Annotated in this window: 15 protein-coding genes; 11 read left to right on the top strand and 4 right to left on the bottom strand. The window is 27.1% G+C overall.

All coding sequences use genetic code 11. The annotated features are described in order from the left end of the window. Window positions 1-30: 30 nt before the first annotated feature. The 5 genes from C3729_RS12945 (at window position 31) to C3729_RS12965 (ending at window position 4,389) form a co-directional block, all read left to right on the top strand. Window positions 31-1,212: a hypothetical protein gene (locus tag C3729_RS12945; protein ID WP_104794541.1), complete on the top strand. Its 1,182-nt coding sequence runs from the start codon at window positions 31-33 to the stop codon at window positions 1,210-1,212. 11 nt (window positions 1,213-1,223) lie between these two features. Further along, entirely contained in the window at window positions 1,224-1,943 is a 720-nt protein-coding gene (locus C3729_RS12950) for a PRTRC system protein B (RefSeq protein ID WP_104794542.1), read from the top strand. Continuing rightward, window positions 1,943-2,770, top strand: coding sequence for a PRTRC system ThiF family protein (locus C3729_RS12955; RefSeq protein ID WP_104794543.1), 828 nt, complete (start codon window positions 1,943-1,945; stop codon window positions 2,768-2,770). Before C3729_RS12950 ends, C3729_RS12955 begins: the two co-directional genes overlap by 1 nt. Window positions 2,771-2,989: 219 nt before the next feature. Continuing rightward, window positions 2,990-3,664 (top strand): DUF6904 family protein, encoded by a 675-nt coding sequence (locus tag C3729_RS12960; RefSeq protein WP_104794544.1) that lies wholly within the window; start codon window positions 2,990-2,992, stop codon window positions 3,662-3,664. 26 nt (window positions 3,665-3,690) lie between these two features. After that, on the top strand, window positions 3,691-4,389 hold the full coding sequence (locus C3729_RS12965) for a hypothetical protein (RefSeq protein ID WP_104794545.1): 699 nt from the start codon (window positions 3,691-3,693) through the stop codon (window positions 4,387-4,389). Window positions 4,390-4,608: 219 nt separating this feature from the next. On the opposite strand, the gene C3729_RS12970 is transcribed toward C3729_RS12965, so the two are convergent. The 4 genes from C3729_RS12970 to C3729_RS12985 form a co-directional block, all read right to left on the bottom strand. After that, a complete protein-coding gene (locus C3729_RS12970) occupies window positions 4,609-5,148 on the bottom strand; it encodes a transposase (RefSeq protein ID WP_104794546.1) in 540 nt (179 codons plus the stop codon). Between the two features lie 88 nt (window positions 5,149-5,236). Next, entirely contained in the window at window positions 5,237-5,683 is a 447-nt protein-coding gene (locus C3729_RS12975) for a hypothetical protein (RefSeq protein ID WP_104794547.1), read from the bottom strand. Between the two features lie 63 nt (window positions 5,684-5,746). Continuing rightward, window positions 5,747-7,339: a metallophosphoesterase family protein gene (locus C3729_RS12980; RefSeq protein WP_104794548.1), complete on the bottom strand. Its 1,593-nt coding sequence runs from the start codon at window positions 7,337-7,339 to the stop codon at window positions 5,747-5,749. Beyond that, window positions 7,323-9,791, bottom strand: a complete 2,469-nt coding sequence (locus C3729_RS12985; RefSeq protein WP_104794549.1) for a hypothetical protein — start codon at window positions 9,789-9,791, stop codon at window positions 7,323-7,325. Before C3729_RS12985 ends, C3729_RS12980 begins: the two co-directional genes overlap by 17 nt. Before the next feature lie 162 nt (window positions 9,792-9,953). Here C3729_RS12985 and C3729_RS12990 point away from each other — a divergent pair, with 162 nt between their 5' ends. The 6 genes from C3729_RS12990 to C3729_RS13015 all read left to right on the top strand — a co-directional run. Then, complete coding sequence (locus tag C3729_RS12990) at window positions 9,954-12,209, top strand: hypothetical protein (RefSeq protein ID WP_104794550.1); 2,256 nt, start codon at window positions 9,954-9,956, stop codon at window positions 12,207-12,209. 10 nt (window positions 12,210-12,219) lie between these two features. After that, window positions 12,220-13,668 (top strand): hypothetical protein, encoded by a 1,449-nt coding sequence (locus C3729_RS12995; RefSeq protein WP_104794551.1) that lies wholly within the window; start codon window positions 12,220-12,222, stop codon window positions 13,666-13,668. A 126-nt stretch (window positions 13,669-13,794) separates the two neighbouring features. Further along, window positions 13,795-15,927, top strand: a complete 2,133-nt coding sequence (locus tag C3729_RS13000; protein ID WP_104794552.1) for a hypothetical protein — start codon at window positions 13,795-13,797, stop codon at window positions 15,925-15,927. Window positions 15,928-15,930: 3 nt separating this feature from the next. Then, the gene (locus C3729_RS13005; RefSeq protein WP_104794553.1) at window positions 15,931-17,724 is read left to right on the top strand and encodes a hypothetical protein; all 1,794 of its coding nucleotides are present in this window, start codon (window positions 15,931-15,933) and stop codon (window positions 17,722-17,724) included. Then, complete coding sequence (locus C3729_RS13010; protein ID WP_104794554.1) at window positions 17,705-18,337, top strand: hypothetical protein; 633 nt, start codon at window positions 17,705-17,707, stop codon at window positions 18,335-18,337. Before C3729_RS13005 ends, C3729_RS13010 begins: the two co-directional genes overlap by 20 nt. Window positions 18,338-18,431: 94 nt before the next feature. Further along, window positions 18,432-18,957: hypothetical protein (locus C3729_RS13015; protein ID WP_133159992.1), on the top strand; the 526-nt coding region annotated here is incomplete at its 3' end.

Here is an 18,957-nt window from a genome sequence, read left to right on the forward strand (position 1 = left end):
ATCAACCGATAACTGACAACCTAAATAAAAATGAATGCAACGAAAAATTATATCGGGAAAAGTAAAACTTCTCGAAAGACAAAAGCAAAAACGGCTACACCGGCAATTAGGAGATTTTACAGAGTGGATGAAACAGAGCAAAAACGCTTCGGAAATTCGGAAAGACAAACGGAAATCAGTTCCCATAAATCAACTTCCAATGGTTTTCTAAAATGTACTTTTCTTCCAAAATTAATGGAAAATAAGGTTCATAAATTGGCGTCAGATAAGCAAAGTAGAACCCAAATTCAAAGAAAAAACACCAAAACGGAAAGAGATTTTTATCAATCTCTTTCCCAATTGGCTAAACATTATGGTTTGAGTCCAATGATAACAAAATATTTGGGCTATCCTTACAATATTACAATAGCTATAGATGATATTCAGAATCAACTGAAAAATAAAGTCAAAGATTGGGAAGAAATTAAATTGATTGAAGAAAAAGGAAAAACCATTTTTACAAGCGAGGAACGATTCAATACTGGAGCAATTTTATATTATATTCCTATAGTTCCGCTGTACCGACTATCTAAAAATTCAAAACGGAAACAGTCCGTACAACTTTTACAATCCGTTTGCTCTTATCTGTATCATTTGGCTAAAGTCCCTTATTATCGAAAACAGGATAGTTACTTATTTTGGATGTACGAAATGGTTGAAGAATGGCTCACTTCTGATGATGAAAACGAAGAAATCCTCACTTACTTGTCTGAATTTAAACAAGCGGAACAAATAGGAGATTTTATGGAGCAAAAGATATACAATCATCATAATTTAACTCGATTTAAAGACTATTTAAAAATCTTTGAATGCAAAGACAAATTTGATAATGATTGTTTCATGTTGGCAAGAAAAATATTTTTTCTTTATGAGCAATATCCAAATGCTTCTATTTATCAAAACTTGCAATCTCATACAGAAGAAATGGGTTATGAGAGTGATTCCATTGTATCAATGGACAAATACGTTTCTTTTTGTGCCGATGATAAAGGATTACTATTTCAAACGCTTTTTGAAACAGTAAACTCCGAGTTCCAGGAATGTACTATTATGGAAGAGCCTACACTCATTAAAAAATTTTATGGAAATATTATCACAAATAATAACCTCGATTTTGAAAATAGATTATTTCCCTTGATTGAAGAACTGATTTGCATTCTGAGCAACTTTTAAATAATTTGAAAATGAAAGATATTACCCAAGATTTTGGTACACTTTACCACCCTACATCCGCATTAGTTTTCTACCAAACCAATGAAAGAATTATAGAAACTTATGTAGAATATTTTGATATGGATGAAAACGGAATTCCTATCAACGCACACCCTTTGACAGAGAAAGAAGCAAAAACATTGGTAAAAGCACTTGACACAAAAACACTAAAAGAAAAAAGTAAAGATTTTCTAAAACCGAAAGGAATTTTACCCACAAATATTCTTCAAATCAATCCAAGTGAAAATGGTTCAGTTTTATGGTTTACGAAACCAAGGAAACAACATCTCTATTTTACAGAAAATTTAGAAATTTCAAACGGAAGGGCAGATGTACCTGCAATGTTATGGTTTGCTAATAAACGAAGTCTTAAGATTTTTGCACTTTCAAGTAATCAAAGACCAACAGAAAAAACACCGCTTTTTTATGCTCCGTTTTTCAATGTGTATGAAAATGGAAATGTTTGTATGGGAACGGTGGATGTTCATATTCAAAACTCTACTTCTTTAGAAGAATTTATAAAAAATTGGGAAGATTATTTTTTTAATTCTTATTTCAGCCATTTGATGAATGAACACAATCCAATAAAAGGGAATTGTGTAAACCTGTGGAAAAGCCTAATCAATGTTGATAAACCATTTCCAAAAGAAGCCTTAAAAAAAGCAAACATAACTTTAAAAAATTTACTATAATGAACTCAGGAAAAAATAAAAATAGAGAAATCAAAGCCAAAGTCCATTTTACAGACAATGCTTTAAACAATCCAACAAATCCTGTTACAGTTAATTTAATTGGAGCAGGAGGGACAGGTTCACAAGTTTTAACTGCATTGGCTAGAATGAACCATGCTTTAACGGAATTGAATCATGCCGGTTTATTCGTTAGATTATGGGATGACGATGTAATTACCGAAGCGAATTTAGGCAGACAATTATTCGCAGAAAGTGAGTTGGAATTATACAAGTCTGTTGCATTAATCAATCGTGTTAACCGATTTTTCGGAACGAATTGGAAAGCTGAAACTCAAAAATTTGAAAAAGATGGTTTAGGGAAGTTGAAAAGCAATATGAAATCAGAAATTTATATTTCTTGTGTGGATAGTGTAAAATCACGTTTTGACATAGCAGAAATTTTAAATGAATTGAAAATGGATAAAAGTCATTACAGAAATCAATGCAAATATTGGATAGATTTTGGTAACAGTCAATTTACTGGACAGGTTTTACTTTCTTCCATCGGAAATATCAAACAACCCAATTCTGAAAAATATGAAACGGTGGACAATTTGCCTTTTATTACTGATGAATTTGGAGAACTTTTAAAGATTTCGGAAGCGGAAGATGATACACCAAGTTGCAGTTTGGCTGAAGCATTAGAAAAACAAGATTTGTTCGTTAATTCTACTTTGGCGCAAATGGGAAGTTCTCTTTTATGGAATTTATTCCGCAACGGATTGACCGAAAATAGAGGGTTTTTTCTAAATCTTAAAAATTTTCAATCTCAACCTATAAAACTGTAAAAGTTATCCAATGAAAATTTGAGTGGCAAAAATGCAATTCCTCACTTTGGTCGGAAACGCATTTTTGCAGAAAACGGAGCAACCACATTTCTAAAACATTCCTTTCTCTAGCTTTTAGTGTTTTTGAAAAGAGGTTGCGAAGTTATAGATTAGCCTTTCTTACAAATTTTCTAATAAATTTTCTTTGTTTAATTTTGTTGAAAACTAAACCATTTAAATATGATTTATACAGTACCAACAAAAAAAGGATTAGGTGTTGAAATATGGGGAACTCGTGATGATCTGGAATATCTATATGAAGTTGTTTCAAAATTTTGGAATGATGAAAAATTCTTTAATGTCAAAGGTTATAAGGATAAAAATAATTTGATTAGCAGTTTTTCTTATGAAATAAGAAAAGCATCCTATGGAAGTAGGCTAACAAGAAATAGTAGTCATTATTCCTTTGAAGAAATTCCTTACTTAGGTTTTAAAATATCATGGGTACATATCTTATTCTCTATTGCTACATTAAAGTATAATATGAGAATGGTGGAGAGCGATAAAGGTGAAATAGCAATGTTTTTACACCTCGAATATTGGATTGAAAGAGCAATGGAAAGCTACGATCCAATAGGAGCTAAGAAGTTATTACCATATTTGGATAATGCTGTCTATGCAGGAAATGAATATTTGTATCTGTATATGAGAAAAATTAATGCTACTTTTTTTGAAATGAAAGGTGGTAAGAATTCTTTCAGAAAATTAGCTGAATTAATGAGAACTTCTATATATTCTACAGAGGATTACAAAAATTTACTTAATTTTTTTCAATCAGAAGCAAAAAAGCATAATTGTGGTATAGAAGATTTAGAGTTAAACGATGATGATAAGATTTATGAAATAGAATGGTAAAATTTTAATTTAATTAATTGATAAACATGACAAATAAATCTCTTCAATTGCTACTTGAAAAGTTAAATCATAATGATGAATCGTGTAGTCTTATTTATCGTAGACCATTAAGTTCAAATGTTGATTATGCCAAAATTTGGTTGGATAAACCAAAATTTACCGATAACGTAACTTCTTCTGATGGACCAGATGTTTTTTATCTGATAAAAAATAATGAAAATACATTTGTTGCCATTGTATTTGATATGATAAGAGATTTGCATTGGTTTGTAAATAATGATTTTAGAGGTAATGGGCATTTAACAAAGGCAATGGAACATACAATAATTCCTCATTTATTTTTAAGCAGGAATGAGCAAAGAATAACTATAAAGGAAATAGAAATTGGGAAAGATAATTTTAAAGCTTCCGAAAAAGTTGCACTCAATTTAGGTTTTGAAAAAATTGCTGATGGAGAATATTTAATGTTAAACCATATCCATTTTATTGAAAATTATAATTTTGGAAAAGATACCCCTCTTGATCCAAATAGAATTGATGAATTAAAAAAGCAAATTAATTTTTTAGGTCGATCTCTTTGGGCTATACAAACCGAATTAGAAATGAAATTTGATAAAACAGATTATTCAAAAGAATTAATGGATTTAGTAAACCAAATTAGGAGTCATACATGGAAATTGGATGATTTTTATTGGAGTATTGAAAATAAGAATAAATTCATTTAAGGCAATCAGAAATTAATTTACGATTTAATTCTGTTGAGAATTTATTGGATGTGTTTGCCTGTTGTAAAGTGCAAAAACACAATTCCTATATTCTGTTTAAAACGAATTTTTTGCAGCAAAAGAACCAATGACATTTTTAAAGAATTGGCAATTATTTGCTGCTTGATTTTTTTGAAAAATAGATTGAGGAGTTGTTTGTTGATAATTTTTAGAGAAAGATTAATTCCAAATTACTTTCAAATCTTTAAATTCTAGATTTGATTTTGTATTTTCAAATAAGTTTTTTTTAGGCTGAGAAGTTATTTTAAACCTAAACAATTTTATAAAAAGAGGTTCGTTCTCTATATTTTTAAAAGAAAAAGTTAACTTGACTGGTGTTTTTAAATCCAATTCAGGATATGGTCTACTCGATTTGTAAAAATCAATTTCATATTCTTTTCCTTCTATGTCAACAATGGAAATGTCCTCAATTGTCATTTTTTTGTTTTCATCCTTTGCTTCTACAAGAAAGGTAATGGAAATTGTTTTTTCGGCTTTGCTTCCAGTTACTTTTGTTATTTTAAATGAAGAGTTATCTTTCTCAGTATCTAAAATTGCTTTATTAATTTCAACTATTTTTTTTAGGTAGTCATTTTCCGAAGTCAAAACCTTATTCGTTAATTGAAGAGCTTCGTTTTCTTTTTTGAGAGCTTCACAATTGTTTTGGCTGAAGCCTAAAATTGTAATGAATATTGAAGATAAGTAAAGTATTCTATTCATTTTGTTTATTGTATAAGAATTGTAAATTTAAAAAAATAAATAAAGGCTATTCAATTGGATAGCCTTTATATTATATGAACTTTTAAAATTATTCGAAGAGTAGACCATAGTCTCGGCCTGTTGGTTTAATATCTAAATTATTATGACCAACACTTTTAAATGCTTCTAAAGGAGGAGAAACCCTTCTTCTAAGAATGTTTTGTTTGGAAAAATCTGTTTTTTTATTGTTAAGATAGGTTATAATCTCATTTTTAATTAGAGTAAGTAAACTTAAAATATCATAAGCATCTTCAGATTTTTTATATTTTACGTTACTTGGGTCAAAAAAAGAAAATCTATTCAATTTATTGATATAAGATTTTTTAGATGGTATAGAATTTAATTTTTTATCGTTTCTAATCTTTTCTCTAATTTCAGACACTGATGAATATTCATCTAAACCATTAGTTTTCGCAAACGTATAAATAAACTTAATGTCTTTATCAACAGAATCATTTAAGTCTACTAATTCTATAGCATTCGAAACATTAGCCATTTTTTGTATGTTAGTTAATAATTGTGGGTTTTAAAAGACAAATTTAATAAAAAAAATTAATAATCAAATAGTTATGTAAATATTATTTTTCCAATAAGGAATTATGTCACAAATGAATATTGTTGAAATGTATTTTTTAACCTCTTCTTGATTTAATTTTGAAAAAAAATTATATCTTAAATTATTGAAATCAAATTCTATTCCTTTTTTTATTTCATTTAGAACGATTAGTTTGTCTTTTGAATTTTGATATTTTTTTTCTTTATCAAATAAAATATCAAAACATACAAAACGAATCTTTTTATAATTGCCAATTTTCTGATTCAAAAATGATCTTAATTTTTCAATATTCCAGTCCTCCTCTCTTCTTATTATAATTTGAATTTCATCCTCCGTAAAATAGAATTCTTCACTCTTTTTTATTTCCTTATCATAAAGTTTCGTTAGAACTGAGGAGAAATCTAGAATTTTATTAATTTCTTTAATATAATTATCATAAATTTCTTTTTGTAGATTAGAATTATAGCTTTTATTTAGTTTGTATTCTTTATTATATTCTTTATTATTTATCCATGTTTTCTCATTTATGTCATAATGATATTTTTGCTGTAAAATATTTCTTTTGGTAGAGTTAATTGTTAATATATTAAAACTAGAATTATTAAAATCAGGATATGATAAATATTTTTTTCGCTTTTCATCCTCTTCTACCTCTTCATATTTTAGCTCAATAAAACATCCTGAAAAAATCATTAGACTTTTATTGTCATTATAATATTCTGCATAATAATCTTTAGGGACATGTTCATGTCCACATAATAAAATGTCAGTATTATTTTTTAAATAAAAAAAACCTTCATTGTCTCCTAAATAGTCGATCCTCTCTGACCAAGTTAACCAATTTATTGGATGATGAATTGCTGTTAATACTAAATGATCATTATAATTTGTGATATGTTTTTTTAATAAGTCAATTTCAGAAAATATATTAAGTCCTATTACTTGATTGCCATATTCATTTGCCCTATTTGAAATGTCTTTTACAATTTGTTGAGTGTCTTTTTCTTTGTGTTTATCATTTTCAAAATAATATTTTAGGCTTTCTTCTCCAAATGAAAGCCATGAGGAATTGAGAAGTGAAAATATTGTATTTTTCGAGCGACTATGATAGAATCCGTGATATAGTTTTTCTTTATATTGTTCTGAAGATCCTGTTGGGATATGTTTGTAGTCCTTAAAAGAATTACTGTAATTCTCGAAGACTTTTTCAATGTCTGGATTATTTTTTATAAAATCCAAATTGCTTTGTTTATGTTGATTCTCATTGAAGTATTTTTCAAAATATTTTATTTTGTCCCTAGATACATCATGATTGCCAGGTATGATTAGTAATTCAGCATTCTTGAAAATATTAAACAACGGATCAAGTAAATCAATTTTTAATTTATTATATTCTTTTAATGAACCTGATTGAGCCAGATCTCCAGTTATAATTACAAAGTCTATTTGTTGATCTTTTTTAATTATCTCGCACGTATCAAAAAAGCTTTGTAAAAATTTTTTGATTGATATTTCGTCATTGTCTTTATCATATATTGTGTAATGTATATCACTAAGCCATAAAATTTTATACTTAATGTCAATTGTATGCATCATCTTTAAGAAGAGTTTTTATAAATGGTTTTTTAGTTTTTGCTGAGAAGTCAATTATTAAATTTAAGTACTTACAGTTTAAAGAAAAATAATCATCTTTTTTGTTCGTGTTTTGAAAGTATAAACCTCCAATTTGATCTATAGCAAAAAAGACATCATCATATTGTGAATTATAGTTTTTTAAAATTTCTCCTGTTTTCCAATCTCTTTTTAAAAGCATAATTTTTCCACTTTCGGTTTTTTTCTTTAATTCCTGTAAGTATGAAATAAGGGATTTTTCTATGTTGTCAATAGGTAAATTTTTATTTTCTAGTGCATTATTTTTTAATTGCTCAATAAAGTCAATAATGGAAAAATTATTATTTTCTGTAAAAAAAATGTGAATTCTTTCAACGATAGATTTTATTTTTTCAAAATGTTTTTCCCAGTAAGTAAATATTTCTGGACTAGGGCATTCAACTTCAATTTCAGGTATGTTAAGGAAAAATTTCTTTATTAAAAGTAATCTGAAAATTTCTTGTTTTAATTGTTGTTCATTAAACAATCCATTAGTATCATATAAAGAAGTATTTTGGAAGTTATAAGTCCAAAACCAATATTCAAAAAGTTTAAAGTTTGATTTAAATGTTATATGGAATCGAATGGCATCTATTATAAAATAATTTATGTTAATCATTCCTGATTGATACATGTCATCAAAGTAGCTTTCATTAATGTATTTTTTGAAATTAAAAAGTTCTTTATTGTAATGATTAAGCTTTATTTCTAATTCCTTAGAGTCTAGTGGTATATGGTTAAGAATTTCTTTGATAATGGTAGAAACAACAAATTCTGGAGAGGTTAGATGTGGAACAGCATAATTGATTGATAAATAATCAGAAACAGTATCTATATTGTTTAATCTAATAAGTGGATAGTATAAATCACCACTATAAAACTTTTTGCCATATTCATATACTAATGAGCCATAGCTTGTAAGTAGTTGTTGAATAGAACTGTTAAAATCTAAATCAAAGTCTGATATGTTTTCAAATAAATACCCATTTAAGAAACGAACATTATAACTTTCCTGAAAAACTTCTATATAGTAATTTAGTTTTTTTTCTATCTCTTTTACTTCAGTAATATGTTTTTTTTGACGAGAATGCTCCTCCATTATAAAACCTCTTAATAGTTTGATAAAAATACTGAAATCTAAGAAATACGTAAATAGTATTGGGTCTAAAATTCCATTGTTGTAGTTGGAAATAATTTTTAATATTTTTACTCTAATTTGTCTTGATACTTTTAAACCTTTAAGTGCTTGTTCAATTTTTTTAAAATCTTTTATGCTGACACATAGTTTTTCTAAAACTATGTTCCAGTCAAGAATGTTGCTTTTGTTTCTTATTTCTATATCTAAATCTGGTTCTAGAAAAGAATATGTTCTAACTTTTCTAATATGTTTGTACAATTGACAGTTGTCACTTCTATACAAATCTCTAAGGAGATGAAAGTTTGCCAAAATTGAATTTTCACTTTTTAAATGAATTACATAGTCACACTTTCCTAGAACTAATTCTCTTTTTAGAATGTTAAAATAATCTTTGAGAAAATTATGATTGTTTAGTTCTTCTACTACTTGATTTATATGTCCGGGTTTAACCTGCCATTCAATTTCAGTTTTTAAGGTACATTTATAATTTTCTATATAATCAATAAAGTCTTTATATATTTTACTATCACTAGAACACTTAATTACATCCTCTTTAAAACCTATTGTTGAATTTGTATCGGCAAACAAGCTTGCCTTGTATATATCATTTTCTTCAAAATCAAAATCCTTGTAAAGACAATTTTCGTAAATATCTTTATGATTAATTAAATCCCCTAAACAGAGAGATCTTAACTTAGCAATGATATTTGCTAATTCTTTTGGAGATTTTATAAATACAGTTAATGACAATTCAAACCAAGAGAATGATTGGGATATAAGATATTTTGTATCTTTTAAGATTGATGACAATATTTGATGAATTTCATCAATAAAATCAGAACCAGTGCCAATATAAATCCCGTTATTAAGTTTTAAATGAATAATTCCTACAAAATACTCATCAATTGGCTCGGAAAATATTTTTTCCGAATAAACTTTATCATGAAGACAAAAGCCAGTATAGCTTTGAAGTGTATGAGAGCCGTAGTTTCTAATGTTTTCACTACTTTCACAGATTTCAAATAATCGATGTGTAAATTTAAAATTATTAATTAAAGAAATTTGACAATAGTCAAAATCCCCTAACATAAAATATTTCAAAGGTGAATACAATGCCTTTCCTTTATAGCCAATGTTTTCTTTGTAATCCGAATAAAACTCTTTTTCTAAACTTGCAACAAATGATTTTGCATTTTTTTCTGGAATAGTTGAATAGATAACATGTATCCCTCTTGTAATTTCTTTTCTAGAACCGTCCATAATTCAAATTTATAAATTTCTAGATAATTTTTATCAATTATAGCATAATAAAAATCATAAATACAATACAAAAGTATAATATAACCAATTGTAAAAAATAGATTAATTTAGTATTTAAATTAATAACCATTAAAAACTAATAAAATAAATCCTTAAAATTTTATGGAAAACCAATATCCGAAATTAAATTTAGGAATATGCATGGCTGGTGCCGTTTCAGCGGGAGCTTATACGGCTGGAGCAATGGATTACATTATAGAAACCTTGGAAAGGTGGGAAAGAGAAAAAATAAAAATAAGAGAAAAGCTCACTAATGATAAGGGATTATCGGATAGAGAAAAGGCAATTCCTTTACATGATGTAGAAATAAAGCTTCTAAGCGGAGCTTCTGCTGGAGGAATGACAGCAGCTATATTGTCTTATTCTTTTATTGATGGAACTTTTTTGAATAAAAATAAAGATTCTAATGATATAATCTCTAGAAATTATAATTTGCCAAATGAAAACCATGTAAAAAGCAAATTATATACTTCTTGGGTAGAGATGGCGGATGAAAAAAACTTTTCAACATTAGATAAGTTATTAGATGTTTCAGATGTCAAATCTATAATGCAAATGAATGCTTTATTAAATAATAATCCAATTGATGAAATAGCTGAAAAAGCATTGCCTAAGAATATCCCTGAAATAATTAATGTTAATTTTCCCAAATATGTTAGTAAAGATTTAAATGTCTTTCTTACTGTTACAAACTTAGACGGTTTACCTGTTGAAATAAATTTTGGAAATACAAGTAGCACAAAGAATAGTTTTAGAATGCATAGTGGGATGTTTTCATATAGTTTCTCCGATAAAGTTTGTAAGCATTTTGATTATCCCACGGAATTAGTTTCTCAACAAAATTTTAGAAATTTAATTATTGCTGCTAAATCAACAGGAGCATTCCCAGTTGGGTTAGCAAATCAAAAGGTACGAATACAAAATAAGTATATGTATCAGTATAAAAATAATCTATCAAGTAAATATAAAATAGAGATTAATGATATTGGTTTTAAAGGTACTGATTATGAATTTATTGCTGTTGATGGTGGTTTAATCAACAATGAGCCATTAGGAATCACAGCGAAATACTTAAATTGTATAAATAAAAATGAATTAACAAATTATTTAATTCTAATTGATCCATTTCCATCTATTTTTATTGGAGGTGATAATGAAAAATACGTGGAGCCTAAGAAAGGGAATGTATTTCAAGTAATTTTTGGACTTTTCAAAGCTGTAAGAAACCACTCGATGTTTAAGCAGGAAGATTTATTAGAGGGACTAAATATGCAAAAAAACAAATACTTAATTTATCCAAGTAAGAGAGGAAAGCATTTTCTTGCTTGTGGATTTTTAGGGGGGTTTTCAGGTTTCTTCAAAAAAGAATTTAGAGAGCATGATTATCAATTGGGAAGAAAAAATACTCAAACCTTTCTAAGATATTATTTTGGGGAAAATATTGCAGATTTTTCTAAAATAGGAATTGAATTTAATGAGTTTCAAAAAAATGTTTTTGGATATTATCCAGATAGAGATAATTCTAAATCTATTAAACTGCCTCTAATTCCCGACATGTTATTGCTTGAAGAACTTTCTCCTAATGAAAACCAAACTTTCAATAAAAAAGGAAGAAACGAAATTTCTAGTCCTGACTTTTTAGGATTGACATCTTTAGAGTTAAATAATATTGTAAAAAAAATAGATTTTAGAATTCAAAAAATTATAGAAATGTCCTATCCTGATTTAATTTCAAGAAATTCTAATAAGTGGATAAAATGGGGACTGTATATCTTAGGATGGAAAATAAAAAAAATTGTTGGTTCAAAAATTACTGATAAAGTAAATAGAATACTTTTAGAAACATTTAAACCTCACGTAATTACCCAACAAGAATTGTTAGAAAAATATGCTCAAAACATTAAAATGAATGGCTATTTATATGAAAGTAAATTAGGGATTTTAGTTAAAATAGCAAACGGAGGAGAAAGATTAATTACCATCACTTCTGAAGGAAGAGAAACTGAAAGTATAGCCTCTAAAGGTGATTACATTATTACGAATAAAAAAGAGCAATATATAATCAAAAAAGAAAAATTTGATAGTTTATATGAACTAAAAGATGAATCAAAAGGACTGTGTGTCAAAAAAAGAAAGGTTTATGCATTAGAATTTAATAAAGAAACTCTTCCTATATTATATGAACAATACAAAGAAAATCTTTCTAAAAATATAGTCACATTCATTGATGCTCCATGGAATGAAAATCAAAAATTAGAAAAACTAAATTACTTTGTATTTGATGAAGAAGGGAACGAGATATATATTGTTGCGCACCAAGAATTTCTAATGACTTATCACAAAATATTTAACATTTAATCAAAACAAAATGAAAAATTTACATTCAATTTTCGCATTTTTATTATTGCCAATTTTTCTTTTTTCTCAAAAAATTGACATCAAAAAGGAAAAAATTCAATACAATGAAAAAGAAGTAGCAGTTGTAAAATCACCATATTTAGATCACTATGAATACTATACAATTACGGGTGAAAAGGTTTTTGAACTTGATTTGAAAGGAGTAGGTCTTACTGCAGATGAAATGTTGTTTTATATGACAATTACAGATGGTAAAAAAACAACGCAGATTCCATATGAAGTAACAATCAATTCTTTTAAAGTTTCTAGAATTATTACACATCAGTTAGCTGTCAAACATCATTTAATTGATGAAAAAGGAATCAACAAAGAAGAGTTAGATAAATTTTTATCAGTAGAAAGAGAAAATCTAGGAGAAAAGTATCTTGCAATGAAAATGAAAGCCAAAGAAGAACAGAATACTAAAAATGCTAAGATAAGCAGTGTAATATCTATATATAACCCTAGAATGGGCAAAAGTGGAGAAGTTTTATATGGTAATGCTTATAATGCTAGAATAGCTGGGTATGTGAAATTATATACTTGTGATGCTTTTACAAGCAATCCTTGTATGGAAGTTTGGGATTTAGATGGTATTAAGGTAGCGCAAATGTATCCCGCAAAAGGAATGAAAAACTATTTGGTCTCTACTTATGATGGTAGAGAATTTACTTTTGAAGCATCTAGACCTTATGCTCCATCAGATTACGTATTTGTAACAGATTTAGTGGTAAATTTAATTCTTAATGATTATAAGCTAGAACATTACGAAAATTACAAAAGAGCAGAATTACAAAATGCCAAAATAAAAGATGCTGTTGCCAGAAGTATTAATTTATATGATGTTCCAGGATATGCAGTTGATAAAAAAGGCAAAAAATATGAAGGGAATCTTACCATTTGGTTTGAAAAATTAGATGTAGAAAGAACAGGTGAGAAATTACCAGAAATTGGAGCCGACATGTATGGACAACAAGTAACCGTGAAAACTGTAAATAATCTAGGAAGTTTTACAAGGACCTTTAATGCAGATTCTGGAGCCTATTTTTGCGCACAATTTAATGATGGAGAAGACTGTTATTATGGGCTTTCAGTAAAAGGAGAATTGATGAAAAAGTTACAAAATTTTGGAGATTTACATGGCAATAACTCTTATTTTTATAAACTTATTGAAAAGAAAAATAATATAATGCTGTTACAAGATCCCGTAGAGTTACAGAAATATGTGGTAAAAGTAAATAATCAAAGTATGGGACAGATGATAGATAATCGTTCTAATGATAAACTTTCCGAAAAACTTGCAGAATATCTTAAAGACTGCAAAAAAATATCAGATGAGATAAATGATAAAACTCTAGACGTGAAAAGTGAAGATAATCTTAAGTATATCATAGATGAATATTCTAAATGTCAAAAATAATAATGTTCTACTGTGGTGTGAAATAACAATTTGCAAACCAGACAATTAAATCTTTTTAATAAAAATTTAACAAAGAGACAATTTAAAGACTGAAATATATCATTAGTTTTATATAAAATTATAACCATGCCAGAAACAATTTCCCAAAGCTCAAGTTCTGAACTTTTTTCTATTAAAGAAGGTAGAAATATAAGAGCAAAGCTATATGCAGAATCTGCTTTTTATTTAGATGCTTCTTTAGAATTTACTCAAAATGTAAACCAAAAATATGGTAAAGTAGAAACTGCTATTGCTCAATATAGAACAACATCAGTTGTTAATTACACAGGAAAAGTATTTGCTATTTGTACAGGACAGGTTTTCTTACAACCTATGCAAGATGATGCCACAAAAGTTAACCTAATTTTGCGTCCTTTTAAGCAACCTATTAATGGCTTACCAATCAAATATTTTATCTACAGAGGTTTGAAAAAATCAGATTTTTTTGCTAATGGAAAATTACTTTCAAAATCTGAAGTTACTAGTGAGTTCATCAATAATGTGAGAGACGAATATGATAAATTTTATAATCAAAATAATAATTTAACAAAACCAGACTTTTTAGCAAGTTTTTTGGGCTATAGAGAAATAGATGATGCTTTACAGGATGAAAACGAATTAATAGACGAATATTTTTTTAAAACATCTGAGATAGAAGAAGATAAAGTAGCTTTTGAACTTCCTATGATACAGAAGGGAACTTATCTAGGAAATGCAGAAGGAACGATAGGTGTTGATATAGTTTTAAACAAAGGAGATTACTACATACAAAATGATGCTAATCCTTTTCAGTTAAATCTAAAGTTTGCGAGAGAAAAAGAGCACAAACTTACGTATGCCAATTATAGCGATTTCCGTAAAAAATTAATTAGAGAAAACGCTATTGTTTTTATGGATATAGCGTCGTTTTATGGGTTACATTCAGAAAACGGGAAAATACATCTTAATAATTCTTCTGATGTTGCAAAATCTCCTGAATCTATTTTTAATTTGATTAAAAATTATCAAACCGCTGCAACTACTTATTTATATATACAAAGTAATAGACAACGATCTTATAACTTCTATGGAAACTATAAAATTTCTGCTAATGATAACCATAATCTAAAAATAGGAACTGATGTTAATAATTTATCCGCAATGATATTTGGTGGTGAAGATTGGCCTGTTTTATCTTTTAAAAATGAGCAAAACTCTGAAAAATTATTTGTTTCACTTATAAATGATAAAAATTACTTTGATAAGGTTTTCTATATAGACATTGCAAATCCTAAAGGAGAAAATGAAAATAATCTTTTCATTAAAGATTTAAAAAATGCTACAGAAACTAAAGATGTAGATTTTATTACACCTATTGAATTTAAAATTAGCAAATCAGCGGGGATTATAAAATTAGTATATGTTGGTAAGGATTTAGACGAAACTTATATAAATAATGAAAGTTTGTATTTACTAAATAAACATCATAATGTAGTAAGAGATGTGTTCCCTGTAATTAATGCAAAAACACATCTTAAAGGAAATGGCAATTTTTATAAAATAAGTTTCAATGAAAAATATTTTGTGAATTTTAAATTGTTTTCCAATCTGCAATCTGTTTCTACAATTAACAATAGTGTGGTTTTTTATCAGGGGAAAAAGAAAATAGGACAAGACATTTTAGTAAAAGAAAAAGTTTTATTTGTTGCAAAAAAAGAAGACACTATAGATAGCAATGAAATTAATAATGTTAATCTTATTTTTGGAACAAGTAGTTCTATGTTTACATCTTTACCAAAAGATGTTGAAACAAAGATTTTGATGCAGAATCTCTATGGAGATACAAATTATAATTTCTATTATAATGAAATTAATAATAGTGGAAATATTGTAAAACTTATAAAGTTAAAGTATAATGAACAATATGATACCACATACTTTTCTATTGGTATTACTAAAGAAGAGTTAGATAGATTACTTACAATAGTGCCAGAAAATGCTACTAATGTAAAATTGTATTTAGAGGAAGAAGATATTAATCCTTTATTAGATATAGAGGCTAAAAAATCTTACTTTAAATACTCTTTAGGAATAAATTTTGAAAACAGCAATGGAGGTTTGGCTGTTTTATCTCCTACACAGAAAGTATATGTTTATGGAGAAAGCATACATTTTCTTGCTTCTAGTGATTTTGTTAATTTTGAGACAAGTCTTATTTATGAACCTTTAATTATAGAGTAAAATATGAATACAATACAAATATTAGAATTTTTAAAATACTTTAGTCTTAAAGGACAATTGATTGGTTTTGATAATAGTGGAGGAGATTTTTTAGACTATGTTACAAAGGAGACAGAATTCATTACTACTCCAGAAAATTTAAAATTTAAAATACGACAGTTTAGGATAAATTGGGGAGAAGTAAAAAGTAATCAAAAATCAGTTAATTTTTGTGAAAGGAATTTTTGTTTTGATTTGAGAAATAATTCTGACATTTTGGGTACGGAAAATAATCCTGAAAATTTAATCAGACCAATCAACGCAAAGCCATTTTCTTCTGGAGGAAAACAGTATATAAGGTATCTCTTCTATTCAAATCATTATTATAATGAAATGAAAAGAGACCCAAATTGGCATATGCAAACTGTAAATCAGTATGACAATGTTTTATGGCTAAATGAAATGGGAGAATCTTATTATCCTTTTTCTATGATTATTTCAATCCCAAATGAAAGTAAAGTTGATTTTGAAAAGTTTTTAAATTTAAAAATGGGAGAAATTCAGTATCACAATGGAGTAAGAGAAGTTGAGAACAACACTTGGAGAAAATATTTTTATACAGCATTAGATAAGGCAATAAGAAATAATGCTGAAGATTTACAAGAGATATTAAAATATCCATCAGAAGTAATTATAGATGAACTATGTTTAAATAGTAATAATGAAACATATTCATTAAATGATTTAAAATTGCTGATTAAAAAAATTGCTGATTATTGGAATGGTATTTTTAGCTCAATAAGTGATGATGATAAAAAGAATTTGATATTTGGGATTTTAGAAAAAATTCAAAAAAAAGATGCTGGAGAAATTTATGATTTATTTTTTCAATCAGATACTCTATATTTTAAAAAATATAAAGATTTATTGGGGGATGATGAAGCAATAAAATTTGTTTATCTTTTGATGAGGCTTTTTTACATGAAAATAGATTTTAATGAATATAAAACGCAAATTAGTAATTTACCTTCTGATCATATAATTCCTATCATAAAAGAAGATTTTCTTCCTCATAATACTGGCGCAAGTAATGTGTTACTAACAAAAGGACCTGAGCCAAGTTACGAAATGACAGATTATGGATTAAAAATAGAAAAAATAGATTTTTATACTTTTAAATTTGGTGATTCTTATTCAAAGATTGTTACAGGTGAAAAAGATCCTTGTAGACTAATAAAAAATAAGTTTTATAATTATAATGAAATTATTGGTCTTTTTTGTTGTTTTAGCAGAAAGGAAGTGGGTTTGATGCAAGGTATGATTTATCCTGTTCCTGCATTTGCTTATGAAGCTTTTCATAAAGGTCTTTCTAAAGATTATACCATACTGACTTTTATAAATGATTTATCTAATGCGGCAGGTGTTCTATTTCCTTTTTTTAATATTTTAATTGGTGAGGAAGTTGTTATTAATTTAATCCTACTCATAATAGGAGAAACTGGGCTTTTATTAGATAGTGATATAATGAAAGGTACTGTAGATGATTTAAAGAAAACACCAAAAGGAAAAGTATTCCTATATACGTATTATTTTATTTCTGGATTTTGGGGGAATTGTGAGCAAATCAATGTTGTATCTAAAGCTATCAATACAAATAAATATAAAGCTATTTTTGATTTTGAAAATTTACTTTCAGCTTGGGGAGCATTTTATGCAGATCCTAATGATTTTATGAGCGTTGCCGACAACCCTAATAGAGAGGAATTAATAAAACTTATGAATAGGATTCAAAAAGATTATGAAAGATATAAAAAGTAAAATGAAAAATACATTATTTAAAACCTGTTCTTTAATAATAATTTTAACTTATTTCGGAGGGTGTACCAATCATAAAAAATTGGATAAAGAAGAGCTGGAAATTGTTGCCAAATTGATAAACAAAAAATTATTTGAGAATCAAACTTCTTCAATAATTACAGATGAAATACTTGCGAAATATGAAAAAGATACCATAACAAATCCACTTGTAATAGATTCGTTAGTTAGAACAGACGTTACAAATAGAAAGTATTATATTACAATATCCAATACACTTTTTCCAATAGATAGAAAAGGAGATTTGTTTAAAGAAACCATGAGTTTTCTTGTCTATTTTCCTTTGGATAGAGAGGATACTGTTGCTAGAAAAATCAATATAAAAGAATTAAATATTAGAAAAAATTTAATTCTTGTGCCAAATGAGCCTCCCAATAATGGTCATATGTATTTAGGGAGTTTTGAAATTTCGAGAGTGGTATTTAATAGAAATTTAAAGCGTGCTCTAGTATATTATAAAGTAGATAAAGATGGTCATCATTTTGAGTCCTCAATGAAAGAATTTATTAAAGAAAATGATGTTTGGGAAGTTAAAGAAAATAAATTTCCGAAATAAGTAAGCAAAACTGATGATTTTAAAGAATTAAAAAAAATTGATGAAGGACAATATAAGAGAATTGAAAATGAGCTAAATAAAATATCAGAATATTATGACGAAATTATTAAATAAAATAGTAAAGCTGATATTTTTAGTATCAGTCTTATTAATAAGTTGCCAATCAGATGAAAATCAAGATGAAAATGAAATTATAAATTTAATACAAAGCACCTTAATAAAGCCAATACTCTATCCTAATTTTATTAAAAAAAATAAAATTTATTTATCTCAAAAAGATTATGATAAAGCCAATGTAATTCTTTTAATTGAACCAAAACCTTTAGATTCGGTTTGGTATTCAAAAGTTCTGGCTAATAATAAGTTTACATATCTACTCTCTGATACTATGTTAGAGCCAAAATTAAAAAATGATAATTTCGTGAAAATGATGACAATGATGAATGGCATAGATTTAAACAAACCATCGCATAAATTGAGAAAAATTAATTTTAAAGATATTAAAACTAGAAATAATATTATTAGAATAGATAATAAAAATAAAAATCCAAAAGGTTTCATTTATATTGGGAAATTTAATATTTCTCAAATCTATTTTGATAATAAAAGAGTTAATGCCT

This window comes from Cloacibacterium normanense (assembly GCF_002943105.1).
Taxonomy (GTDB): Bacteria; Bacteroidota; Bacteroidia; order Flavobacteriales; family Weeksellaceae; genus Cloacibacterium.